Raw genomic sequence first — 22,981 nt, forward strand, 5'->3', positions numbered from 1 at the left:
ATGAAAGAATTCTGGCAGACCTGCGTCAGTCGTCTTGAGCAGGAGCTCCCCCCTCAGCAGATCAGTGCGTGGATTCGTCCGCTGGTGCCTCTCTCGTACGACGAGGCACAGGCGGTGCTGCGCATTTCCGCGCCCAATCGCTTCAAGCTCGACTGGGTGCGCAAGAACTTTGCCCACCAGATAGAGTCCCTGGCCGCCGAGTGGTTCGAACGGCCGGTGCAAGTCCAGTTCGAGCTGCCGGCTGGCGCCGCGGCGCCGCGCATGCCCGTCGCGCCGCGGCCGGGCGCGCCTGGCGCCGGCATGACCGGCACGGTGGCCGCCAACGGCGCCGGCGCACCCATGGCCGCGCCAGGTTCGGGCGCGGCGGCCCCGGGCCATGCCGCATCGGGTCCCGCCGCCGACATGCTGGCGCCGTCCGGCATGTCGGTGCCCCCGGCGACTACCGCTGCCGCCGCTGCCGCGGTGGCCGCGGCCGTCAACGCGGATGCCGCCAATGTCGTCTACGAACGCTCCCGGCTGAACACCGACCTGACGTTCGAAAACTTCGTCACCGGCAAGGCCAACCAGCTGGCGCGGGCGGCCGCGCTGCAGGTCGCGGAAAACCCCGGCATTTCGTACAACCCGCTGTTCCTTTATGGCGGGGTGGGCCTGGGCAAGACGCACCTGATACACGCCATCGGCAACGCCATGGTCGCGGCCGGCACCGGCGTGCGCGTGCGCTACGTGCACGCCGACCAGTACGTCTCGGACGTGGTCAAGGCCTACCAGCGCAAGGCGTTCGACGACTTCAAGCGCTACTACCATTCGCTGGACCTGCTGCTGATCGACGATATCCAGTTCTTCTCCGGCAAGAACCGCACGCAGGAAGAATTCTTCTACGCGTTCGAGGCGATGGTCGCGCAGCGCAAGCAGATCATCATCACCAGCGATACCTATCCCAAGGAACTGGCCGGCATCGACAGCCGGCTGATCTCCCGGTTCGATTCCGGCCTGACCGTGGCCATCGAGCCGCCCGAGCTGGAAATGCGCGTGGCCATCCTGCTGCGCAAGGCGGAATCGGAAGGCGTGCCCATGCCGGAAGAAGTCGCCTTCTTCATCGCCAAGCATCTGCGCAGCAATGTGCGCGAGCTGGAAGGCGCCCTGCGCAAGGTGCTGGCATATGCGCGCTTCCATGGCCGCGACGTCGTCACCGTGGACGTCTGCAAGGACGCCTTGAAGGATCTGCTGTCGGTGTCGAACGGGCAGATCACGGTGGAAAACATCCAGAAGACGGTGGCCGATTTCTACAAGATCAAGGTCGCCGACATGTATTCGAAACGGCGTCCCGCCAATATCGCCCTGCCTCGCCAAGTGGCCATGTACCTGGCCAAGGAGCTCACCCAAAAAAGCCTGCCTGAAATCGGCGATCTGTTCGGTGGCCGCGACCACACCACCGTACTTCATGCGGTTCGCAAGATTTCAGACGCGCGCGGCAAGCTCGCCGAGCTCAACCATACCCTGCACGTGTTGGAACAAACTCTAAAAGGATGAACATGCAACTCGTACAAACCACACGCGATGCATTGCTGAAACCGCTATCGACTGTGGCGGGCATCGTCGAAAGACGCCATACCCTGCCCATCCTGGCGAACATCCTGATGCGCAAAGAGGCCAACAAGGTGTCGTTCATCGCGACCGACCTCGAAGTGCAGATCACCACGCATGCGGATTTCGGCGTGGGTTCCGACAACGAATCGACCACCGTCGCCGCGCGCAAGCTGCTGGACATCCTGCGCGCCCTGCCGGATACCGGCGACGTCAAGATGGCGCTGGCCAGCAACAAGCTTTCCGTGCAGACGGGCAAGAGCCGTTTCGCGCTGCAGACGCTGGCGGCCAGCGAATTCCCCACCGTGGCCCAGCCCGAGCAATGGGACGTATCGCTGACGCTCACGCAGAAGAACCTGCGGCATCTGTTGAACATGGTGTATTTCGCCATGGCGCAGCAGGACATCCGTTATTACCTGAACGGCATGCTGATGGTGTTCGAACCGGGCCGCGTGCGCGCCGTGGCAACCGACGGCCACCGCCTGGCGCACTGCGCCACCGACGCCGAGGGCATCACCGAGAAGCATGAGGTCATCGTGCCGCGCAAGACGGTGCTGGAAATGCAGCGCCTGCTGGAAGATTCCGACCAGCCCGTGTCCGTGGACGTGGCGCCCGGCCAGATCCGTTTCCGCTTCGGCGACGTCGAGCTGGTCTCCAAGCTGGTGGAAGGCAAGTTCCCCGACTTCACGCGCGTGATCCCGACCAACTACACGCGCCATTTCGTCGTCAGCCGCGAAGCCCTGCAGGGCAGCCTGCAGCGCGCCGCGATCCTGACCACCGACAAGTTCAAGGGTGTGCGCCTGCAACTGGCGCAGAACGTGATGAAGATTTCTTCTTCCAACGCCGAGCAGGAAGAGGCGCAGGAAGAACTCGATATCGATTACGGCCATGAGCCGCTCGACGTCGGCTTCAACGTGAGCTATCTGCTGGACGTCCTTAGCAACGTCAAGGTGGACGAAATCAAATGGTCGGTGATGCCGGACCAGAACGCGTCCGCCCTGATCACCCTACCCGATGACGACAACTTCAAGTACGTCGTGATGCCGATGCGCATCTGACCCCACCTGTCCGTCATTCCTGGCCACGGCGTCCGGACGGGCAACCGATCCGGCGCGGCCAGGCCGCAAGCCGGCCGCTTTATACGTGCAATCACAGAGATTTATGTCCGACACTCCGAATACCAATCCCGAGAATACCGGCTATGGCGCCGATTCGATCAAGATGCTCAAGGGGCTGGAGGCCGTGCGCAAGCGCCCCGGCATGTACATCGGCGATACATCCGATGGCACGGGCCTGCATCACATGGTGTTCGAAGTGGTCGACAACGCCATCGACGAAGCGCTGGCGGGCTATTGCGACGACATCATCGTCACCATCCACACGGACAACTCCATTTCGGTATCGGATAACGGCCGCGGTATACCCACCGATATCCACAAGGACGACGAATTCGGCCGCAGCGCGGCGGAAATCGTCATGACCGAACTGCATGCGGGCGGCAAGTTCGACCAGAACTCGTACAAGGTGTCCGGCGGCCTGCACGGCGTGGGCGTGTCCTGCGTGAACGCGCTGTCCGAATGGCTGCGGCTGACCATCCGCCGCAACGGCGAAGTGCACGAAATGGAGTTCCGCCAGGGCCAGCGCGTGAACCCGCTGGCCGTGACCGGCAAGACCGAAAAGCGCGGCACCGAGGTGCGCTTCCTGGCCGACCCGCTGATCTTCAATCACATCGAATACCACTACGACATCCTGTCCAAGCGCCTGCGCGAGCTGTCGTTCCTGAACAATGGCGTGAAGATCCGCCTGATCGACCAGCGCCAGGGCAAGGAAGAAAACTTCGCCTTCTCCGGCGGGGTGAAGGGTTTCGTCGAATACATCAATCGCAGCAAGACGGTGCTGCATCCGAACGTGTTTTCGGTCAGCGCGGAATCCAGCGCGGGTGGCGTGCCGGTGACGGTGGACGTCGCCATGCAGTGGAACGACAGCTATTCGGAAAGCGTGCTGTGCTTCACCAATAACATCCCGCAGCGCGACGGCGGTACCCACATGACGGGCCTGCGCGCGGCGATGACGCGCGTCATCAACAAGTACATCGCCGACAACGAAATGGCCAAGAAGGCCAAGGTCGAAACGTCCGGCGACGATATGCGCGAAGGCCTGACCTGCGTGCTGTCGGTCAAGGTGCCCGAGCCCAAGTTCAGCAGCCAGACCAAGGACAAGCTGGTTTCCAGCGAAGTGCGCCCGGCGGTGGAAGACGCCGTGGCCCGCACGCTGGAAAGCTGGCTGCTGGAACATCCGGCCGACGCCAAGGCGCTGTGCGCCAAGATCGTCGAAGCCGCCCGCGCCCGTGAAGCCGCGCGCAAGGCGCGCGAGATGACGCGCCGCAAGAGCGTGCTGGAAGGCGCCGGCCTGCCCGGCAAGCTGGCGGACTGCCAGGAAAAGGATCCGGCGCTGTGCGAGCTGTACATCGTGGAAGGGGACTCGGCCGGCGGCTCCGCCAAGCAGGGCCGCGACCGCAAGTTCCAGGCCGTGCTGCCGCTGCGCGGCAAGGTGCTGAACGTCGAGAAGGCGCGCTTCGACCGCCTGATCGCCAGCGAACAGATCGCCACCCTGATCACCGCGCTGGGCACCAGCATCGGCCCTGATTTCAACGTCGACAAGCTGCGCTATCACCGCCTGATCATCATGACCGACGCCGACGTCGACGGCGCGCACATCCGCACGCTGTTGCTGACGCTGCTGTACCGCCAGATGCCGGAACTGGTGGCGCGCGGCTACGTCTACATCGCGCAGCCGCCGCTGTACAAGGTCAAGGTCGGCCGCGACGAACGCTATCTGAAGGACGACGCGGAAGAAGCGGTCTTCATGCTGCAGCTGGCCCTGAAGGAAGCCGTGCTGATCCCGGCCGAAGGCGCCGAGCCCATCACGGGCGATGCGCTGGCCGCGCTGGCGCGACAGTACACGCTGGCCGACGCCGTGATCGCGCGGGCCTCACGCATGATCGACGAAGCCGCGCTGTCGGCCATGGCCGAAGGCGTGGAGATCAACCTCGATACGGCGGAAGCCGCCGCCGCCTCGGCCGAACGGCTGGAAAAGGCGCTGTTCGATCCGCTGCATCCGCATGCGGTGAAGGCCTACGCCGAAGTGGATCCCGCCACCGAGAAGCAGCGCGTGGTGGTGCAGCGCATGCGCCATGGCAATGCCCGCATCAGCCTGATCGACGCCACCTTCATCGAAGGCGCCGACTACGGCGTGCTGTCGACGGCGGCCCGGACCTTCCTGGGCCTGATCGGCACGGGCGCGGTGATCGCGCGCGGCGAAGGTGAGAAGCGCAAGGAAGCCCCGGTTTCCGACTTCCGCGAAGCCATGCGCTGGCTGCGCAATGAAGCCGAACGCAGCGTCTCCAAGCAGCGCTACAAGGGCCTGGGCGAAATGAACCCCGAGCAGCTGTGGGAAACCACCATGGACCCCAAGGTGCGGCGCCTGCTGCGCGTGCAGATCGAGGACGCCATCGCGGCGGACGAAGTCTTCACGACCCTGATGGGCGACGAAGTCGAACCGCGCCGCGCGTTCATCGAGACGCACGCGTTGACGGCGAGCAATATCGATATCTGAGGCCGTCGATATCTGAAACCGGGGATACATCCCTGTCTTGGAGGCGGGTCGGCTTATCGGCAAGGCCGGTGCAAGGGTCGCGTTAATGCGACCCTTTTTTCAGCACTGTAGTTGCGTATCGCAACCTTTTGGGGTTATGTTGTAGCCGGCGCTGTGCCACGGACCGGAGGCTCCCCAAAATGGCGACGATTCCATCCTTGTACGAGCTCGCGGGGCCGGCTCCGGCTCCGCCATCCGGCCAGCGCCTGCAGGGCCGGATTTGCCTGGTCGTGGGGGGCACCAGCGGCATCGGGCGCGCTGCGGCCCTGCGCATGGCGGGCGAAGGCGCCACGGCGGTGATCGTGACGGGGCGGCGCGCGTTGCTCGGGCAGGATCTGGCCGAGGAAATCGGCCGCGCGGGAGCGGAAGCGCTGTTCATCGCGGCCGATGCGACGGTGGAGGCGGAACTCGCCGCCGCGATAGCGCAGGTGATACAGCGCTTCGGGCGCCTGGATGCGGTGTTCAACAATGCCGGCTATCAGGAACGGCGCGCGCCGTTGGCCGAGCAGACCGACGACGTCTACAGCCGGGTGTTCGACACGAACGTCCGCGGCGTCTTCAATGCCATGCGCTATGAGATCCCGGCGCTGCTGGCCTCGGGCGGAGGCAGCATCGTCAACAACACGAGCGTCAGCGGGATACGCAACCCCAATCCCGGCCTGTCGCTCTACGGCGCCTCCAAGGCCGCCGCGAACGCACTGACGCGCGCGGCGGCGATGGAGTATGCGCCGCAGGGTATACGCATCAACGGCGTGGCGCCCGGTCGCGTGGTGACGGACATGATGCTCGGGTCCGGCATTGCCGATATGAATGCCGTGAAGGCCGGGCTGCCATTGCGACGCATGGGCCATCCGGAAGAAGTCGCCGCCGCCGTGGTGTGGCTCATGTCGGCGGAGGCGGCTTATGTGGTTGGCCATATCCTGGCCGCGGATGGGGGATTCCTGGCCAGCTAGCCCTGCACGTGGGACGCCCAGGGCTGCGCATTCAGCCGTTCGGCAAGGAAATCCATGAGCGCCTGCACGCGCGCGGGGCGCCTGCGCCCTGGAGGCGTGACGATGTGCAGCGCGATGCTGTCCACCTGCCAGTCGTCCATGGCCGTTTCCAGTGCGCCGGACCGCAGGTCATCCCACACCAGGAACTCCGGTTGCAGTGCCAGTCCCAGGCCCGCGCGCAACGCAGGCGTGAGCGCCTCCGCGTTGTTCACGTTCAGGAGCACGGGCAGCGTCTGGGAGAATTCGCCGTGCTCGTCATGCCGGAAACGCCAGCTGGCGCCGTTGCGGGCGTACATGTATTGCAAGGCGGTGTGGCGCGCCAGGTCGCGCGGATGCGCGGGCCGCCCCGCGCGCTTGAAGTATGCCGGCGCGCCCACCAGCAAAATGCGCACGGAACACAGGCGCCGCGCCAACAGGCTGGAGTCCACCAGGTTGGAGATACGCAGCGCCAGGTCGAAGCGCTCGGAAACCAGATCCACCTGCTTGTCGTTGAACTCGATTTCCAGGCCGACATCGGGATGCGCCTGCATGAACGGCGGCAGCATGGGCGCCAGGTGCGTGATGCCGAAGGACATGGGGCAGGTGAAGCGGATCTTGCCGTGCAGGCTGCTGGATTTCTCCGTGACCTCGGCTTCCACCGATTCGCCTTCTTCCAGGATGCGCGCGGCACGTTCCAGTGCCGCATAGCCCGCGTCGGTCAGCGACATGCTGCGCGAGGTGCGGTGGAACAAGGTCGTCTTCATGCGCGTTTCCAGGCGCGTGATGGTCTTGGAAATCGTGGCCTGCGACAGCGAGAACTCCGCCGCCGCCTTGGCGAACGAACCTGTTTCGGCGACCTTGGCGAAGATCGCCCAGCCTTCCAGGTCTGGCAACTTATTCATCTGTTTTCCCCGCGGAATTTGCGATCGATGATAGCGGCCGTCCATGGCAGGGACAAGCAGGGTTCCGGCGATCATGCACAAAATGGAAAGGATGGAATTCGGTTCCTTGGATTCTCAGGGCAGGTGCCCTTCCCTAATATGCACATACCGACAGACGACGTGTACGGCGCAACGCAAACGCAGATGCGAACGCAGATGCAAATGCAGACGCAAACAGCGCTTCACGTACGACTGATCGGTGCAGGCCCGGACCGCCTGCCACCCGTGTCGAATTCATCTTCCAACGCACCATTCCAAAGAGAGCCTAGCCATGTCGAACAAATACCTCGAAGTCCTGACCCCGCAGAACAGCCAGATCATCTTCATCGACCAGCAACCGCAGATGGCCTTCGGCGTGCAGTCGATCGATCGCCAGACACTGAAGAACAACGTGGTGGGCCTGGCGAAGGCGGCGCGCACGTTCAATATTCCGGCCACCATCACGACGGTGGAGACCGATGGTTTTTCAGGGAACACCTATCCTGAACTGCTGGCGGTGTTTCCGGAGAACAAGATCCTGGAACGCACGTCGATGAACTCCTGGGACGACCAGAACGTGCGTGACGCGCTGGCCGCCAACGGCCGCAAGAAGATCGTCGTCGCGGGCCTGTGGACCGAGGTGTGCAACACGACTTTCGCGCTGTGCGCCATGCTGGAAGGCGACTACGAAATCTACATGGTGGCCGATGCTTCGGGCGGCACGTCGATGGATGCCCACAAGTACGCGATGGACCGCATGGTGCAGGCTGGCGTCGTGCCCGTGACCTGGCAGCAGGTGATGCTGGAATGGCAGCGCGATTGGGCGCGCCAGGAAACCTATGACGCCGTGACCTCCATCGCGAAGGAACATTCGGGCGCCTATGGCATGGGCATCGACTACGCGGTGACGCACGTTCACAAGCTGGCCGAGCGGGTCCAGCATGGCGAGCGTATCGGCCCCAATCCCGCCAAGTGATGACGGCGCATCGATAACGGGAACTGCCATGATCGAACGCCGAGCCCTTGCCAACCTGGATCCCGCGGCACGTGGGAAGCCCGGCGCGGGATATGGGTTGGCGCCGGCGGGGACTCGGTCCCGCGCCCGGCCGGGCTGGGGCGTGCTGCGCGGCTGGCGCGACGAGACGATCGCGCCGGGCGCGGGCTATCCCGCCGTCATGCACGCGGATGTGGAGATCATTACCTGCGTCCGCGAAGGCGTCCTGACGCACGAGGACGATCTTGGCAACCGCGACCGCGCCCGCGCCGGCGATGTACAGGTGATGAGCGCGGGCAGCGGCCTGACGTACGCCGAGTTCAACATGGAGCGCGAGCCGGCTCGGGTGCAGCAGATCTGGATCGAGCCGGATCGCCGGGGGGCCTTGCCCAGTTGGGGCAGGAAGTCCTTCGGATCCGGCACGGACACGGGGCGTTTCGTGACACTTGCCAGCGGCATGGAGGGCGACCGCGACGCCTTGCCGATACGCAGCGGCGTGCGCGTGGTCGCGCTCGCCTTGAAGGCCGGAGAGGCGGCGGAGTACCGATTTTCGCCGGGCGGGCGGCAGGGCTTCCTGGTGGCGTCCCGCGGGCGCTTGCAGGTCAACGAGTTGGCGATCGAACCCGGGACGGGCGCCGCCATCCGGGGCGAGTCCAGCGTGCGCATCGTATCCCCGGATGGCGCCGACGCCCTGTTGGTGGACATGCCCGCCTGAGGGGATGGGTCTCCATAGATTGCATTTATGGATTCCATAGGTAACGGCCTCCAATAAAGGAGGATTGCTCTTGAAAATGGAAAGGTGATTTTCGGGAATCAGGGTTTATCCCTAGGCCTTGGAAGCACAGAATACGTTTCATCGGGAACAGCAACGGACATCGCGAAGTTCTCACAGCAGATCGCGATGCACGGCCCGGATCACTTAACCAGGACTAGGAGTACTGCCATGAATGCCAAGACCATCGTTTCCGCTTTTGTTCTTTCCTTTGCCGCCATCGGCGCCGCGCAAGCCGCGACCCCCCGTGGCGATTCGGACAACACGCCGTTCCAGGGCGTCTACGGCCAGCAAGCCAGCAGCGCGAGCCGCGACCAGGTCGTCGCGCAACTGGAACAAGCGCGCGCCGCCGGCCTGACCGCCAACGCCGACAACGACAACGCGCCTTTCACCGCGCAAGCTGACACGCCGTCGATCCCGGCCGCGGTTGCGCAAAGCGGCGACTCGAATACCGACCTCGCCTTCGGCGACATCGACAACCAGCCCTTCGAAGGCTGACCGCCGAGGCTGATCGCCAACGTTGATCACGAACCAGCGGTGATCCGACTGAAGCCGGTCGGGTCACCAGGAAGTCCGGCCGTTCATGCCCGCACGGATGAACGGTTTCCCCGGCGAGAGGCGGGGATGCTGTAGTGGCAGTCCTCTCGGTGTGGTGCGTAGTACGGTCGGCCCCCTGCAGTTCAGGGGGCCGATTGCTTTGTGCGGACCGCCGTTGTGCCCGCCTCGTTTGCCTCGTTCGTGCCGATGTCGTTCAGCCGCCGGGGCGTTTCGCTATCCGCTCGCGTACCTCGGGCGGTGCCAGGCATGTCGCAACGGCTTCGTAGCCCGGCGCGCCGGGGTAAGGCGCTACGCGACTTGGGGGGCTGTGATTCGCGGGGCAAAGCAGGATGGCCTCGTCAGGTCCGACCGCCGCGAGATCGAGGATGGCTGAAGAGCGCGTCATCAGGAACAGTGAGCGTCCCCCTGGGACCTTCGCACGCTGACGAAGGTAGGACATCAAGGCTTGCTGTGAGGACTGGTCCAGGTTCTGCTCGACCATATCCACCACCAGGACCGCGGGGCCGTCCGCTTCCAGCGCGACGAGCAATGCGATCAGCGCGTCGGATCCTGTTGCCCCTTCTTCCACGAGCCATGCCAGCACCTGGGTGACGCGCGAATCGAGCGCATGGTTGTTTGCCAGCAGTGTCTTCGCCGCGGCGCATCCATTTTCGAGCCGATCCAGGCCAAGGAAACTCGCGCTTGGCAGCGTCTCGGCGAGACGACGGGCCAGTATGGTCTTCCCGCTGCCTAGCGAGCCGATGATGTAGTTCAAAGGACGAACATCGCGAACTTCGAACCACTCGCCGCCCCAAGGCCAGGGGAGCGCGAACGCCGTCTCGATGTTCGGCGATCGATCTAGCAGTCCCGTCAGTTCGCCATCGGACGGCATCCTTCCGCGAGCGAGGCCGGCAAGCACACGTCGAAGCTTGTCCAATTTATGAACGAGCGCATGAATGTCGTCGTCGAGTGCCTTTTCGTGGGCGGCTAGCGCGGTCTTGAGGCTTTCCGAGTCGCCATCCAATACGCGCGCAACCTGGGCCAGGCTGAGTCCCACCGTGCGGAGGGCAACGATCCTCGTTGCCCGAGCCATATCGTCAGGGCGATATGCACGGTATCCCGGCGCCGTGCGGCCAGGTTTCATCAGGCCATGTTGCTCGTATAGGCGCAGCGCCTTGATCGATACCCCGAGCCGTCTGGCTGCTTCCGAAGCGTTGAGTGACGCGTCAACAGAGCGCATAAGTTCACCATCTTTATGTTGAGCAGGTTCACCCAGCATGGGGCCGGCCCCGAGGGCCGGGTCAACACATTTTGCCGCTTCGAGGGCGGGGAACGTGCATGGATCGCGCGAACGAACGCAAAGGTGATTCTGGTGAATACGGGTTTATCCCTAGTCGCTTCCGCTCTGATTCTTTTCTGTCACCGCCATCGGTGCCGCGCAAGCCGACACGCCGTCGATACCGGCCGCTCTGCTTAACCCGCCCCTAACCCCGGCTTAAGCAAAAGCGACTTCGCGAAAGCGGCTGGCGGGCGCATAGTTGAGGGCATTGCCACGCGAGGAGCCCCGCGCATGCCCGACGATCATGCACCGCTTGAAGACTGGCTGGACAAGACCGAGACGGTCCAGGATCTGATCACGCCTTTCCCCTTGGCCGCGCTGGCCGCGACGCTGGGACGGGACGATCCCCGCGGCGTGGTGCCACCCTTGTGGCATTGGCTGTACTTCCTGCCGATTACGCCCATGGATGACGTCGGGCCCGATGGGCATGCGAAGCGTGGCGGCTTCCTGCCGCCGGTGCCCCTGCCGCGGCGGATGTGGGCGGGCGGCCGATTGACCTTCCGGGCGCCGCTGCGCGTGGGCGAGCGCGCGACACGTGAGTCCACGATCACGCACATCGAGGACAAGACGGGGCGCAGCGGCCGGTTGGTCTTCGTGACCGTGCAGCATCGTTATTCGGTGGACGATGAAATCCGTATCGATGAAGAACACGACATCGTCTATCGCGATGCGTCGCCTGCGGCCGGCGGGTCCGCCGGCGCGGCAATGCGCCCGGCCGGCAGCCAGACCGCCGCCGCGCCGGATGGCGAAGCGTGGTTTCGGACCTTGCGACCGGACCCTGTGCTGTTGTTCCGCTACTCCGCGTTGACCTTCAACAGCCACCGCATCCATTACGATCATCCGTATGTCACGGGTGAGGAAGGCTACCCCGGCCTGATCGTGCATGGTCCCTTGATCGCCACGCTGCTGGTCGACCTGCTGCATCGGGAGCTGCCGGACGCGAAGCTGCGCAGCTTCGCGTTCCGCGCCATGCGGCCGTGCTTCGCGGACAACGCCTTGACCGTATGCGGCAGGCCGCAGGGCAAGGGCGAAGTCGGCCTGTGGACCAAGGACCACGAAGGCAAGCTCGGCATGCAGGCTACCGCCACGATAGATTGATGGGGCCAACAAGGGGTCAACAAGAGCCAACAAGGGGCCGACGATGCCAGCCATGAATCCGCAGGAGTCTTTCCAGGACATACGCGAAGCGGTGCGCGACCTGTGCGCACAGTTTCCGCCCGAGTATTTTCGCGAGATCGACGAGGCGCGGGGCTATCCCGAGGCTTTCGTCGACGCGTTGACGAAAGCCGGATGGCTGGCGGCGCTGATCCCGCAGGCGTACGGGGGTTCCGGCCTGGGCCTGACCGAAGCGTCGGTCATCATGGAAGAGATCAACCGCTCGGGCGGCAATGCCGGCGTGTGCCATGGACAGATGTACAACATGGGCACGCTGCTGCGCCATGGCTCCGATGAGCAGAAGCGCGCCTATCTGCCGAGGATCGCCAGCGGCCAGCTGCGCCTGCAGTCGATGGGCGTGACCGAGCCCACGACCGGCACCGACACCACCAGGATCAAGACCACCGCGGAACGCCGTGGCGATCGCTACGTCGTGAATGGACAGAAGGTCTGGATCTCCCGCGTCCAGCATTCCGACCTGATGATCCTGCTGGCGCGCACCACGCCACTGGCCGACGTGGCGCGCAAGTCCGAAGGCATGTCCATCTTCCTGGTCGACCTGCGCGACGCGGTGGGCAAGGGGCTGACGGTGCGGCCCATACGCAATATGGTGAACCACGAAACCAACGAACTGTTCTTCGAGAACCTGGAGATCCCCGTCGAGAACCGCATCGGCGAAGAGGGCCAGGGCTTCAGGTACATCCTGGACGGATTGAACGCCGAGCGCACACTGATCGCGGCCGAGTGCATAGGCGACGGCCATTGGTTCGTCGACAAGGTCAGCGCCTATGCCAGGGAACGCGTGGTGTTCGGCCGGCCAATCGGACAGAACCAGGGCGTGCAGTTCCCGATCGCGCGTGCCTATGTCAATGTCGAGGCCGCCAGCCTGATGCGGTTCGATGCGGCGCGGCGCTTCGATGCGCACGAACCCTGCGGGGCGCAGGCGAACATGGCCAAGCTGCTGGCCGCCGATGCTTCCTGGGAAGCGGCCAATGCCTGCCTGCAATTCCACGGCGGCTTCGGTTTCGCCAGCGAGTACGACGTCGAGCGCAAGTTCCGCGAGACGCGCCTGTACCAGGTGGCGCCCATATCGACCAACCTGATCCTGTCGTACGTCGCCGAACACGTCCTGGGCTTGCCCAGGTCTTTCTAGCATCGTGAAGGAGCCGATCATCAGACCGCTGGATGGCATCAAGGTAATCGCGCTGGAGCATGCGATCGCGGCGCCTTTCTGCACGCGGCAACTGGCCGACCAGGGCGCGCGCGTCATCAAGATCGAGCGGCCTGGCGTGGGCGACTTCGCGCGCCGTTACGACGAGCGCGTGCACGGGCAGGCGTCCCATTTCGTCTGGACCAACCGTTCGAAGGAAAGCCTGACGCTGGACCTCAAGCAGGAGGAGGCGCGCCGCATCCTGCGCGCGCTGGTGGCCGATGCGGATGTGCTGGTGCAGAACCTCGCGCCAGGCGCGGCCGAACGCATGGGAATGAGCTACGACGCCTTGTCCGCGAGCCACCCGCGCCTGATCGTCTGCGACATCTCGGGCTATGGCGCGGACGGCCCTTACCGCGATCGCAAGGCCTACGACCTGCTGATACAGAGCGAATCGGGCTTCCTGTCCGTCACCGGCACCGCCGACGAACCGGCCAAGGCCGGTTGCTCCATCGCCGATATCGCGGCCGGCATGTATGCCTACAGCAATATCCTGAACGCGCTGCTGCTACGCGGCCGCACCGGCCAAGGTTGCCGCATCGATGTGTCCATGCTGGAGAGCATGGTGGAGTGGATGGGATACCCGCTGTACTACGCGATGGATGGCCAGCCCGCGCCACCGCGCGCGGGTGCGTCGCACGCGACCATCTATCCCTATGGGCCATTCCCCACGGGCGATGGCAAGGCCGTCATGCTCGGGTTGCAGAACGAGCGTGAGTGGAAGGTCTTCTGCGCGGAAGTGCTGCTGCGGCCCGCGCTGGCGGACGATGCGCGCTTCGGCACGAATTCCGCGCGATCGGCCGCCCGTGACGACTTGCGCGCGCTGATCGTCGAGGCCTTCGGCGCACTGACGGCGGAACAGGTCGTGCAGCGGTTGGACGGCGCCGGTATCGCGAACGCCAGGATGAACACCATGCACGATGTGTGGGCGCATCCGCAACTGCGCGCGCGCGACCGCTGGCGCCAGGTGGATGCGCCGGGCGGTGCCATCGCCGCCCTGCTGCCGCCGGGGATGCCGGCGCGCATGGACGCCGTGCCCGCGCTGGGCCAGCACACGGACGCCATCCTGGACGAGCTGGGCTATGACGCGGCAGCCATCGCGCGACTGCGAGCCGCGGACGTCATCTGACGCGCGGGCGATCCAGCCTTGCGCGTGGCCGGGCACCGGCGACCAGGCACGCGCGGCGACCTGCTCGGTTACCATGCGGGTATCCATACTGCCCGGCCGCGCGGATATGCATTTCGATTTCGTCGACCTGCGCCTACTCGTACACCTTGCCGATACCCACAACCTGGCGCGCGCGGCCGAACGATCGCATCTGTCGGCGCCCGCGGCCAGCGCGCGCATCCGCAACCTGGAGCGCGACCTGGGATTTCCCCTGCTGTATCGCAGCAGCCAGGGCATGACGCCCACGCCGGCGGGAGAGTCCTTCGTGCACCATGCCCGCCTGGTGCTGGAGCGTGTCCAGCATCTGGCCGGCGACATGCAGGAATACGGCGAGGGCATCAAGGGCCACGTGCGCATCTGGGCCAACACCACCGCCATCAGCGAATTCCTGCCCGACGGGCTGAGCACGTTCCTGCGCGACCATCCCGACATCAATGTGGACCTGCGGGAGGTGCTGAGCGCCGAGATCGTCAAGGGCGTGGCGGACGGCGCGACCGATATCGGCATCGTCGCGGGCAACGTGCATGCGGGCGCGCTGGAGATGCTGCCCTATCGCGACGACCGCCTGGTGCTGGCGACCGCCATGCAGCATCCGATGGCGCGGCTGGCTTCGGTGGATTTCGCGCAGACCCTGCGCGATGACTACGTCAGCCTGACCACGTCCAGCGCGATCCACATGTTCATCGACAACGCCGCACAGGCCCTGGGTAGCCGCATCAAGCTGCGCATCCAGGTCGGGAACTTCGAAGCGGTGTGCCGGATGATAGAGGCCGGGGTCGGCATCGGCGTGGTGCCGGAATCCGTGGCGCGGCGACATGCGCGCGCCATGAGCCTCGCCATCATTCCCTTGAACGATCCCTGGGCCGAGCGCAAGCTGAAGATCTGCGTGCGCGCGCTCGCCGATCTGCCGCCGTTCGCGCGCGCCCTGGTGGAAAGGCTGATGGCGGACGCGCCGGCGCAGGCCGCTGATCCTACTGCTTCCACTCCGCATCCTTGAACCAGCGCCGCAGGTGTTCGACGAACAACCTGACCTTGTAAGGCAGGTGCCGTTTGCTTTGCACGATGGCATAGATGTCCAGGCCTTCCGGCCGGTACTCCGGCATGACCACCTGCAGCGTGCCGGCCTTGAGCGCGCTTTCCACCATGTAGCGCGGGTGCATGGAAATGCCGTGACCCAGCTTGGCCAGGTGCATGATGGATTCGCCCAGGTTGGAATTGAAGGTGCCCGACACGTGCACCACCTGGGTGTTGTTGCCGGCATCGGTGAAGGTCCACATATTCGTCGGCGCCTTCAGGCTGTGCACCAGGCAGTTGTGCTGCTCAAGGTCCTTGGGCGTGCTTGGCGTGCCGTTCGTCTGCAGATAGGCGCGCGTGGCGACGATGACCTGTGGCACCACGGTGATCAGGTAGGCGATCTGGTTGGTGTCCTTGAGCCGCGGGGCGATGCGCACGGACAGGTCCATGTTTTCCGCGATCAGGTCGCTGCGGCCGTCATCCAGCAGCAGCGATAGCTTGATGGCGGGATAGCGGCGCAGGAATTCGTCGATGGCGGGCGCCAGATGCACCGCGCCGAAAGACGGCGGCGTGCCCAATCGGATGCGTCCGCTCGGGGTGCGCACCGGACCCTGCACCAGTTCCTTCAGGTTGCGCGTGGCCAGCGCCAGGGTATCGGCGTTTTCCAGCAGCAGCCGGCCGCTTTCGGTCAGGCTGACGTGCTTGGTGTTGCGGTTGAACAGCTGCACGCCGAAATAGCTTTCCAGCCACGCGATCTTCTTGGTGACCGACGAACGGCTGGATGCCCTGCTTTCGGCCGCCTTCGAAAAGCTGAGGCTCCTGCCGACCTCCTGGAAGACCTCCATGCATTCGATCAGGTCCATCGACTGTTTCCAATATGGAAAAAATGATTTCGTTCGCCGGCCCTTATGCGGGACCGGGGCGCTCACTAAACTGGCCCATCCCGACCCGAGAACCGTAACCGCACCGGCACGCATCGCATGATTCCAGGCGACTTCGACTACCACCTGTTCGGCACGCATGTACGCTTCGGCGACGGTGCCGCGCAAGCCTTGGGAGACGAGCTGCGCGCGCGAGGCCTGCAACGCCCTGTGGTGCTGACGCAGGACCGGATTGCCGGCACGCCGCGCTACGCGGCCTTGCTGCGCTCGCTTGACGGCATGGCCGTGCTGGCACGCGGCGGCATCCCGGCGCATTCCAGTGTCAGTTTAATAGAAACAATGGCGCCGGAAGTCGCGGCCTTCGGCGCCGATTGCCTGGTCGCCGTTGGCGGCGGCAGCGTGGCCGACACGGCGAAGGCCTTGGCCTTGCTGTTGGCGGAAGGTGGACGCCTGGCGGATCACGTGACGGTGTTCCAGCCGCCGTCGACCGTGCACATACCGCGCCGCATCGAAGCCAAGCTGCCCATCATCGCGGTCCCCACCACCGCGTCCGGCGCGGAGACGACGTCTTCCTTCGGCGTGCGGGACGATGGCCACGACAAGCTGATGTTCTGGAATCGCCAGGTATCGGCCGCGGCGATCCTGATCGACCCTTTGCTGAGCCAGGACGTGCCGCTCGCCACCATGCGCTACACGGCGATGAATGGCGTCGCGCATTGCCTGGAGAGCCTGTACTCGAAAGGCCGGTCGGTCGTGTCCGACGGCATGGCGATACAGGGTGTGGCGCTGTTCGCCCAGGCCCTGGGCTTGCCCTTGCCTGAAGAGACCGGCCAACGCCGCCTGATCCTGGCCGCTGCCCACGTCTCCGGCATGGCGTTGGCGATGGCGCGCAGCTGCCTGCATCACGCCATCTGCCACGTGGTGGGCGCGCGCCTCGATCTGCCGCACGGCCTGGTCAATACCGTCATCCTGCCGCATGCCCTGCGTTTCAACGAAGCCGTGGCCGGGCCGTTGCTGGCGCCCGCGCTGGACTGCGTCAATCGTAGCGCCGCGCGGTCCGCGCGCCGCTACGACAGCCTGTCGGATTGGCTGGCGCGGACGGCCGACGACCTGGACCTGCCGCGCCGCCTGCGCGACCTGGGTGTCCCGGCGGACGTGCTGCCGGATATTGCCGGGCATGTGATGACGGAGCGAGGCCTGGCGCTCAACCCCCGTCCTGTCGCCGCCGCGAGCGACGTGCTCGCGATCCTGCGGCAGGCATTCTAGACACAGCAGGAGACAACATGGAAATCGTCGAAAGCGGCGCCACGCTGGGCGTACGCATCGAAGGCCTGGACCTGGACCAGCCGCTGTCGCCAGAGGCGTACCGCGCGATAGAACAGGCGCTGGGCCGCTACGGGGTCGTGTGCTTTCCGCGCCAGCGGCTGGAGGCCGCGTCGCTGAAGCGGTTCGCGCAGAATTTCGGGACACTGGAGGTGAACGTCGCCAATCTGTACCACGAGCCGGATATTCCCGAGGTGATGATCCTGTCCAACATCGTCGAGAACGGCAAACCGATAGGCTTGAGCGACGCCGGCCAGGATTGGCATACGGATATGTCGTACAGCCGCACCATCGCGTTCAGCAATGTGCTGTACGGCATACGCATCCCCGTGCGCGACGGCAAGTCGCTCGGCAACACCGAATTCTGCAATATGCATGCGGCCTACGAAGGACTGCCGCAGGCCTTGAAGGACGAACTGGACGGCATGACCATCACCCATGACTTCAACAAGTTCTGGGAGATGATGCGGCGCGAAAAAGGCAGCACGCGGCCGCCGCTGACGGAGGCGCAGCGCCGGCGCAAGCCGCCGGTCTCCCATCCGGTATTCCTGACGCATCCCATCACCGGCCGCAAGGTGCTGTATGCGAACCCCGGCTATTCGATGCGCATCAACGAAATGACGGAAGCGCGCAGTGCCGAGGTCCTGGACTTCCTGTTTCGGCATCAGCTGCAGGAGAAGTACCGCTACCGCCACAACTGGTCGGAAGGCGACGTGCTGATGTGGGACAACATGGGCACCATCCACAACGCGGTGGCCGATTACCGGCCCGACGAGCCGCGGTTGATCAAGCGCTGCCAGGTCATGGCGGACAAGTACTTTCCGGAGGCGTTCGCAGGACAGACATGATCGCGTGCTCGGCACAACGAGCGGCGCCATATGAGCGGCCCATGCCGCCACAACGAGGAGACAGACATGAAGCTACGAGACATGGCCAGGCGGGCACTGGCAGGAGGCGGCGTGCCGAAGTTGGCCATCGCGGCCATCCTCGGCATCGCCGCGACGGCCGCGATGAGCACGGCCGCGCGCGCCGACGACTATCCATCGCGGCCGATACGCATGGTGGTGGGATATGCCGCCGGCGGCCCCACCGACGTGATCGCACGCGTCATGGCCAAGGAGATGACGGAAAGCCTGGGCGCTTCCGTCGTGGTGGAGAACAAGCCCGGGGCCAGCGCGTCCATCGCCGCCACCGACGTGATGCGCGCGCCGCCCGATGGCTACAAGCTGCTGGTCACGTCGCTGACGTTGAACGTGAATCCGCTGCTGTATCCCAAACGCTATGACTACGATCCGGTGAAGGCTTTCGAGCCCATCACCAACTTCGCCAACAACCCGATGTTGCTGGTCACCAACTACGACTCGCCGTACAAGGACCTGCCCAGCCTGATCGCCGATGCCAAGGCACATCCCGGCAAGCTGACCTTCGGCTCGTCCGGGGTGGGCGGCTCGGCCCACCTGGCCGCCGAAATGCTGGCGACCGAAGCTGGCATCAAGATGGTCCACGTTCCTTTCAAGGGCAACGGTCCGGCATTGCAGGAGATGGTGGCGGGGCGCATCAGCTTCATGTTCTACCCCAGCGTGGGCATCGCCAACTACGTTGCCGCCAAGCAGCTACGCGTCCTGGCCGTGGGCACGGACAAGCCGGAGAAGGACTTCCCCGGCGTGCCCACCATGGACAGCCTGGGCTACAAGGGCTTCGAGCAGGGCGCGCCCTGGGTGGGCATGCTGGCGCCCGCCGGTACGCCCAAGGCCATCGTCGACAAACTGAACAAGGCGGCGGTGGACGCGCTGGCCAAGCCTGCCGTGCGTGCGCAACTGGCGCAACTGGGCGCGGTGGTGGTCGCCGACAGCCCGGCGCGCTTCCGCCAGTTCCTGATCGAAGACAAGGCGCGTTGGGCCGACGTCATCAAGAAGGGCAACGTGACCGCCGACGATTCGGGGAATTGACGATGCGACCCGGGTCTCCTCGCCCCGAGGACGGCGCACCATGAGCGGCATCGCGCTGGACGATTGCTATTCCGTGGACCGGCTGCGGGCGGCCGCGCGGGCGCGCCTGCCCGCGCCCGTGTTCGATTTCTTCGAAGGCGGCGCCGAAGACGAGATCACCTTGCGCGACAACGTGGACGCGTTCCGCCGCGTGCGTCTGCTGCCGCGGGTGCTGCGCGACGTGTCCCGCGTCGACCTGGCCGCCACGCTGCTGGGCCGCGCCGCCCGGCTGCCGCTGGCCATCGGTCCCACCGGCGCCGTGGGCTTCGGCTGGCGCGGCGGCGATGTGGCGCTGGCACGCGCCGCCGCGCGGCTGGGGCTGCCTTATGCGCTATCGACCTCGGCGACGGCATCCATCGAAGAGATCGCCGAGCAGGCCCCGGGCCGGCTCTGGTTCCAGGCCTATATCCTGCAGGACAAGGCCAGGCTGGACGAACTGATAGGCCGCGCCCACGCGGCGGGCTATGAAGGCCTGGTCATCACCGTCGATCTGCCCGTGGGCGGTAAACGCGAACGCGACCTGGCCAACGGCCTGGGCTTTCCGATGAAGATCACGCCGCGCAATTTCTGGCAGTTCGCGTGCCGTCCCGCGTGGTCGCTGGACATGCTGATACGCCGGCCGCCTGTCATGCCCAGCCTGGCGGGCCTGAAGAAAGTCGAAAGCGACCGCAAGGCGATGCAGTCCGTGGCGGGGCGCAATTACGACCCTGCATTCGACCTGGCCGCGTTGGCGCGCATCCGCGATCGCTGGCCGCGCAAGCTCATCGTCAAGGGCGTGGTGCATCCCGCCGACGTCGACGCCATCGTCGCATTGGGCGCGGACGCCCTGGTGGTGTCCAACCATGGCGGACGCCAGCTCGATACCGGCATCGCCACGCTGGACGCCCTGCCCGCCATCGTGGCGGCGGCGCGCGGCCGGGTGCCGGTGCTGCTGGATGGCGGCGTGCGGCGCGGCAGCGACGTCTACAAGGCCCTGGCGCTGGGCGCGGCGGGCGTATTGACGGGACGCGCGACGCTGTATGGCGTGCTGGCCGGCGGCGAGGAGGGCGTACAGCGCGCGTTGCAGATCCTGGCCGACGAACTGGCGCGCACCATGCAGCTGTGCGGCACGCCCACGTTGGCGGATATTTCGAGCGATGTCCTGCGCATGCCCGACGCCCGGGCCATGCCCTGGGCCGAGTCCGTCCCGGCATGTGCCGAAGCACCGCGGCAGCCGCCGCACGCCGCGTACCGTTACGCAAAGGAGCTGGAATGAACGACACGATCAGCCTGTGCCGCAACCAGGTCATGGGCTTCTTCCGCGACCTGGACGACAAGTCCTACGACAGCCTGGTGGGCCGCATGACGCCGGATGGCATATGGCATCGCCAGGGAAAGGTGCTGAACGGCCGCGAGGACGTGATGCGTGCGATGTCGGCGCGATCGCCGACCATGCGTATCCATCACCTGATCAGCAACCTGTACGCCGACCGCGCGGACGAGCGGCGCTGCGTCATGCGCGGCTATATGCTGGTAGTGCGCCACGAGGCCGGCCGCCCGCTGCAAGGCCCCGCGCCGCTGGACGGAATCGAGAACATCCGCACGACGCATATCGAACTCGTCCGCGTCGACGGCGCCTGGCTGATTGCCGTCATGCGCAATGACGAGCCCAGTTTCGCCATCCAGGCATAGACCATCACGAGGAACACGCCATGAAATGGATACGCTATACGCAGGCGGGTCGCACCAGCTACGGCATCCTGGAGGGCGATCGCATTACCGCCGTGCGCGGCGATCCCTTTCGAGGACACGAGACAACCGGCGAGACGCTCCGCCTGGACGACGTGCGGCTGGAAGTGCCGGTCGTGCCTCCCACCTTCTATTGCGTGGGCCTGAACTACGTCACCCACATCGGCACCGAGGGCCTGAAGATACCCACGCAGCCGGACGTCGGGTATCGCGCCAACAACGCGTTGCAGGCGCATGGACAGGACGTGATGATGCCCGCCGATGCCACCAAGGTTCATTACGAAGGCGAGCTGGTGGTGGTGATCGGCAGGAAAACGCGCAACGTCAGCGAGGCGGAAGCACGAGGCTGCGTGCTCGGCTACACCATCGGCAATGACGTGAGCGAACGGGTCTGGCAGGGTTCGGACCGCACATTCTGGCGTGCCAAGAACAGCGATACCTTCAAGCCCATGGGGCCCTGGATAGAAACACAGGCCGATGTGGACACGATGGAAACCGTGGTGCGGCTGAACGGCGAGGAACGCACGCGGTTTCGCACCAACGACATGCTGTTCGGCATCGACCGCTTCATCAGCACGATGAGCCGCTACCTGACCTTGCATCCCGGCGACATCCTGTGGATGGGAACCGACGGGCATTCACCGGATCTGCGCGACGGCGACGTGGTCGATATCTCCATCACGGGACTGGGTACGTTGACGAATCGCTTCGTACGGGCAAAATAGAAAATTCCCTTTCCGGAGACCGCCATGCGCGCAGCCCTCTATTCCAGGAACGGACCCGCGCGGGACGTCCTGCAGGTGACCGATCTTCCGACGCCGGAGCCCGCACCGGGCGAAGTCCGCGTCAAGCTCGCCGTCTCCGGCGTGAATCCCTCGGATGTGAAATCCCGTGCCGGCAGCCGTCCGGTGACGCAAGGCTTTGTGGTGCCGCACAGCGATGGCGCGGGCGTGATAGACCGCGTGGGCAGCGGCGTGGCGCAGGGTCGGGTGGGCGAACGCGTGTGGATATGGAACGGGCAGTGGCAACGTCCCATGGGCACGGCCGCCGGGTACATCGTCCTGCCGGCGGCCCAGGCGGTGCCCTTGCCCGGGGGCGTGAGCTTCGAGGCCGGCGCATGCATGGGCATCCCGGGGCTGACCGCGATGCGTGGCGTGATGCTGCTGGGCGACCTGGCGGGAAAGACCGTGCTGGTGACCGGCGGCGCGTCGGGCGTGGGCTACTACGCGGCGCAGATGGCGCGGCTGCGTGGCGCCCGGGTCATCACCACGGTCGGGTCCGTGGAAAAGGCGGGCGTGCTGGAAAAGGCCGGTATCGCGGACAACATCCTGTACAAGCAGGAATCCGTGCCGGACCGTCTGCTGGAGATGACCGGCGGCCGGGGCGTGGACGCCATCGTCGATATGGATTTTTCCACCACCGCGGCCCTGGTGCCGGCGGGCGCGGTGGCGCCGCATGGCGTGATCGCGGTGTACGGATCGAATCAGCGCGGCGATATCCCCTTGAACTTCGGTGCGTGGCTGCCGCGCTCGCTGAGCCTGCATTTCTACCTGGTCTACGACCTGCTGCCGGAACAGCGCCGGCAGACGGTGGATGCGCTGGATGCGCTACTGCGTGGGAACGAGCTATCGCACCTGGTGGCGCCTGCGTATCCGCTGGACGACATCGCCGGCGCGCACGAAGCGGTGGAGTCCGGACGCATCGTTGGCAATGTGGTCGTGGCCCTGCCCGCGTAGCACCGGT

At 65.3% G+C, this 22,981-nt stretch carries 21 protein-coding genes; 18 read left to right on the forward strand and 3 right to left on the reverse strand.

The window, feature by feature from the left end; all coding sequences use genetic code 11:
* The 4 genes from dnaA to CAL12_RS00020 all read left to right on the forward strand — a co-directional run bounded on the left by dnaA (position 1) and on the right by CAL12_RS00020 (position 6,191).
* Positions 1-1,530 (forward strand): chromosomal replication initiator protein DnaA, encoded by a 1,530-nt coding sequence (gene dnaA / locus CAL12_RS00005; protein WP_086062599.1) that lies wholly within the window; start codon positions 1-3, stop codon positions 1,528-1,530.
* Between the two features lie 2 nt (positions 1,531-1,532).
* Positions 1,533-2,642: a DNA polymerase III subunit beta gene (gene dnaN / locus CAL12_RS00010; protein WP_179283492.1), complete on the forward strand. Its 1,110-nt coding sequence runs from the start codon at positions 1,533-1,535 to the stop codon at positions 2,640-2,642.
* A gap of 103 nt (positions 2,643-2,745) precedes the next feature.
* Positions 2,746-5,199: a DNA topoisomerase (ATP-hydrolyzing) subunit B gene (gene gyrB, locus CAL12_RS00015; protein WP_086062601.1), complete on the forward strand. Its 2,454-nt coding sequence runs from the start codon at positions 2,746-2,748 to the stop codon at positions 5,197-5,199.
* Between the two features lie 179 nt (positions 5,200-5,378).
* Positions 5,379-6,191: an SDR family NAD(P)-dependent oxidoreductase gene (locus CAL12_RS00020; protein WP_086062602.1), complete on the forward strand. Its 813-nt coding sequence runs from the start codon at positions 5,379-5,381 to the stop codon at positions 6,189-6,191.
* Here CAL12_RS00020 and CAL12_RS00025 read toward each other — a convergent pair.
* Positions 6,188-7,111: a LysR family transcriptional regulator gene (locus tag CAL12_RS00025; RefSeq protein WP_086062603.1), complete on the reverse strand. Its 924-nt coding sequence runs from the start codon at positions 7,109-7,111 to the stop codon at positions 6,188-6,190. The genes CAL12_RS00020 and CAL12_RS00025 overlap by 4 nt on opposite strands.
* 310 nt (positions 7,112-7,421) lie before the next feature.
* Between CAL12_RS00025 and CAL12_RS00030 the strand changes: the two genes are divergently transcribed.
* From CAL12_RS00030 to CAL12_RS00040, 3 genes are all read left to right on the forward strand, one after another.
* The gene (locus CAL12_RS00030; RefSeq protein WP_086062604.1) at positions 7,422-8,105 is read left to right on the forward strand and encodes a hydrolase; all 684 of its coding nucleotides are present in this window, start codon (positions 7,422-7,424) and stop codon (positions 8,103-8,105) included.
* 28 nt (positions 8,106-8,133) lie between these two features.
* Positions 8,134-8,838, forward strand: coding sequence for a pirin family protein (locus tag CAL12_RS00035; RefSeq protein ID WP_086062605.1), 705 nt, complete (start codon positions 8,134-8,136; stop codon positions 8,836-8,838).
* 228 nt (positions 8,839-9,066) lie between these two features.
* Entirely contained in the window at positions 9,067-9,393 is a 327-nt protein-coding gene (locus tag CAL12_RS00040; protein WP_157792847.1) for a DUF4148 domain-containing protein, read from the forward strand.
* A gap of 253 nt (positions 9,394-9,646) precedes the next feature.
* Here the strand turns inward: CAL12_RS00040 and CAL12_RS00045 are convergent, their stop codons facing one another.
* Positions 9,647-10,672 carry a MerR family transcriptional regulator gene (locus CAL12_RS00045; RefSeq protein ID WP_420042805.1) on the reverse strand — a complete coding sequence of 342 codons (1,026 nt, stop codon included), beginning with the start codon at positions 10,670-10,672 and terminating at the stop codon, positions 9,647-9,649.
* Between the two features lie 330 nt (positions 10,673-11,002).
* Here CAL12_RS00045 and CAL12_RS00050 point away from each other — a divergent pair, with 330 nt between their 5' ends.
* The 4 genes from CAL12_RS00050 (at position 11,003) to CAL12_RS00065 (ending at position 15,301) form a co-directional block, all read left to right on the forward strand.
* A complete protein-coding gene (locus CAL12_RS00050; protein WP_086062608.1) occupies positions 11,003-11,869 on the forward strand; it encodes an FAS1-like dehydratase domain-containing protein in 867 nt (288 codons plus the stop codon).
* A gap of 52 nt (positions 11,870-11,921) precedes the next feature.
* Entirely contained in the window at positions 11,922-13,079 is a 1,158-nt protein-coding gene (locus CAL12_RS00055; RefSeq protein ID WP_086062609.1) for an acyl-CoA dehydrogenase family protein, read from the forward strand.
* A 19-nt stretch (positions 13,080-13,098) separates the two neighbouring features.
* Positions 13,099-14,265, forward strand: a complete 1,167-nt coding sequence (locus CAL12_RS00060; RefSeq protein WP_086067582.1) for a CaiB/BaiF CoA transferase family protein — start codon at positions 13,099-13,101, stop codon at positions 14,263-14,265.
* 106 nt (positions 14,266-14,371) lie between these two features.
* Positions 14,372-15,301, forward strand: coding sequence for a LysR family transcriptional regulator (locus tag CAL12_RS00065; protein WP_086067583.1), 930 nt, complete (start codon positions 14,372-14,374; stop codon positions 15,299-15,301).
* On the opposite strand, the gene CAL12_RS00070 is transcribed toward CAL12_RS00065, so the two are convergent.
* Positions 15,276-16,181, reverse strand: a complete 906-nt coding sequence (locus CAL12_RS00070; RefSeq protein WP_086062610.1) for a LysR substrate-binding domain-containing protein — start codon at positions 16,179-16,181, stop codon at positions 15,276-15,278. The genes CAL12_RS00065 and CAL12_RS00070 overlap by 26 nt on opposite strands.
* 117 nt (positions 16,182-16,298) lie before the next feature.
* On the opposite strand from CAL12_RS00070, the gene CAL12_RS00075 reads away from it, so the two are divergent.
* From CAL12_RS00075 to CAL12_RS00105, 7 genes are all read left to right on the forward strand, one after another.
* Positions 16,299-17,465 (forward strand): iron-containing alcohol dehydrogenase family protein, encoded by a 1,167-nt coding sequence (locus CAL12_RS00075; RefSeq protein ID WP_086062611.1) that lies wholly within the window; start codon positions 16,299-16,301, stop codon positions 17,463-17,465.
* A gap of 17 nt (positions 17,466-17,482) precedes the next feature.
* Positions 17,483-18,370 carry a TauD/TfdA dioxygenase family protein gene (locus tag CAL12_RS00080; RefSeq protein ID WP_086062612.1) on the forward strand — a complete coding sequence of 296 codons (888 nt, stop codon included), beginning with the start codon at positions 17,483-17,485 and terminating at the stop codon, positions 18,368-18,370.
* 66 nt (positions 18,371-18,436) lie between these two features.
* Positions 18,437-19,471, forward strand: coding sequence for a Bug family tripartite tricarboxylate transporter substrate binding protein (locus CAL12_RS00085; protein WP_232464653.1), 1,035 nt, complete (start codon positions 18,437-18,439; stop codon positions 19,469-19,471).
* 40 nt (positions 19,472-19,511) lie between these two features.
* On the forward strand, positions 19,512-20,765 hold the full coding sequence (locus CAL12_RS00090; RefSeq protein WP_086062613.1) for an alpha-hydroxy acid oxidase: 1,254 nt from the start codon (positions 19,512-19,514) through the stop codon (positions 20,763-20,765).
* Positions 20,762-21,181: a nuclear transport factor 2 family protein gene (locus CAL12_RS00095; RefSeq protein ID WP_086062614.1), complete on the forward strand. Its 420-nt coding sequence runs from the start codon at positions 20,762-20,764 to the stop codon at positions 21,179-21,181. Before CAL12_RS00090 ends, CAL12_RS00095 begins: the two co-directional genes overlap by 4 nt.
* A 20-nt stretch (positions 21,182-21,201) precedes the next feature.
* Complete coding sequence (locus CAL12_RS00100) at positions 21,202-21,963, forward strand: fumarylacetoacetate hydrolase family protein (protein ID WP_086062615.1); 762 nt, start codon at positions 21,202-21,204, stop codon at positions 21,961-21,963.
* A 24-nt stretch (positions 21,964-21,987) separates the two neighbouring features.
* Positions 21,988-22,974 (forward strand): NADPH:quinone reductase, encoded by a 987-nt coding sequence (locus tag CAL12_RS00105; protein WP_086062616.1) that lies wholly within the window; start codon positions 21,988-21,990, stop codon positions 22,972-22,974.
* The last annotated feature ends 7 nt before the right edge of the window (positions 22,975-22,981 follow it).

The organism is Bordetella genomosp. 8, from assembly GCF_002119685.1.
In the GTDB taxonomy this organism is placed as follows: domain Bacteria; phylum Pseudomonadota; class Gammaproteobacteria; order Burkholderiales; family Burkholderiaceae_B; genus Bordetella_C.

Coding starts and splice junctions, on each gene's coding strand:
- CAL12_RS00025 (WP_086062603.1), bottom strand. CDS start 7,111: ATGAATAAGTTGCCAGACCTGGAAGGCTGGGCGATCTTCGCCAAGGTC.
- CAL12_RS00085 (WP_232464653.1), top strand. CDS start 18,437: ATGAAGCTACGAGACATGGCCAGGCGGGCACTGGCAGGAGGCGGCGTG.
- CAL12_RS00075 (WP_086062611.1), top strand. CDS start 16,299: ATGATTCCAGGCGACTTCGACTACCACCTGTTCGGCACGCATGTACGC.
- CAL12_RS00055 (WP_086062609.1), top strand. CDS start 11,922: ATGAATCCGCAGGAGTCTTTCCAGGACATACGCGAAGCGGTGCGCGAC.
- CAL12_RS00050 (WP_086062608.1), top strand. CDS start 11,003: ATGCCCGACGATCATGCACCGCTTGAAGACTGGCTGGACAAGACCGAG.
- CAL12_RS00070 (WP_086062610.1), bottom strand. CDS start 16,181: ATGGACCTGATCGAATGCATGGAGGTCTTCCAGGAGGTCGGCAGGAGC.
- CAL12_RS00065 (WP_086067583.1), top strand. CDS start 14,372: ATGCATTTCGATTTCGTCGACCTGCGCCTACTCGTACACCTTGCCGAT.
- dnaA (WP_086062599.1), top strand. CDS start 1: ATGAAAGAATTCTGGCAGACCTGCGTCAGTCGTCTTGAGCAGGAGCTC.
- CAL12_RS00095 (WP_086062614.1), top strand. CDS start 20,762: ATGAACGACACGATCAGCCTGTGCCGCAACCAGGTCATGGGCTTCTTC.
- CAL12_RS00100 (WP_086062615.1), top strand. CDS start 21,202: ATGAAATGGATACGCTATACGCAGGCGGGTCGCACCAGCTACGGCATC.
- CAL12_RS00045 (WP_420042805.1), bottom strand. CDS start 10,672: ATGCGCTCTGTTGACGCGTCACTCAACGCTTCGGAAGCAGCCAGACGG.
- CAL12_RS00080 (WP_086062612.1), top strand. CDS start 17,483: ATGGAAATCGTCGAAAGCGGCGCCACGCTGGGCGTACGCATCGAAGGC.
- CAL12_RS00105 (WP_086062616.1), top strand. CDS start 21,988: ATGCGCGCAGCCCTCTATTCCAGGAACGGACCCGCGCGGGACGTCCTG.
- CAL12_RS00020 (WP_086062602.1), top strand. CDS start 5,379: ATGGCGACGATTCCATCCTTGTACGAGCTCGCGGGGCCGGCTCCGGCT.
- CAL12_RS00090 (WP_086062613.1), top strand. CDS start 19,512: ATGAGCGGCATCGCGCTGGACGATTGCTATTCCGTGGACCGGCTGCGG.
- CAL12_RS00035 (WP_086062605.1), top strand. CDS start 8,134: ATGATCGAACGCCGAGCCCTTGCCAACCTGGATCCCGCGGCACGTGGG.
- CAL12_RS00030 (WP_086062604.1), top strand. CDS start 7,422: ATGTCGAACAAATACCTCGAAGTCCTGACCCCGCAGAACAGCCAGATC.
- gyrB (WP_086062601.1), top strand. CDS start 2,746: ATGTCCGACACTCCGAATACCAATCCCGAGAATACCGGCTATGGCGCC.
- dnaN (WP_179283492.1), top strand. CDS start 1,533: ATGCAACTCGTACAAACCACACGCGATGCATTGCTGAAACCGCTATCG.
- CAL12_RS00040 (WP_157792847.1), top strand. CDS start 9,067: ATGAATGCCAAGACCATCGTTTCCGCTTTTGTTCTTTCCTTTGCCGCC.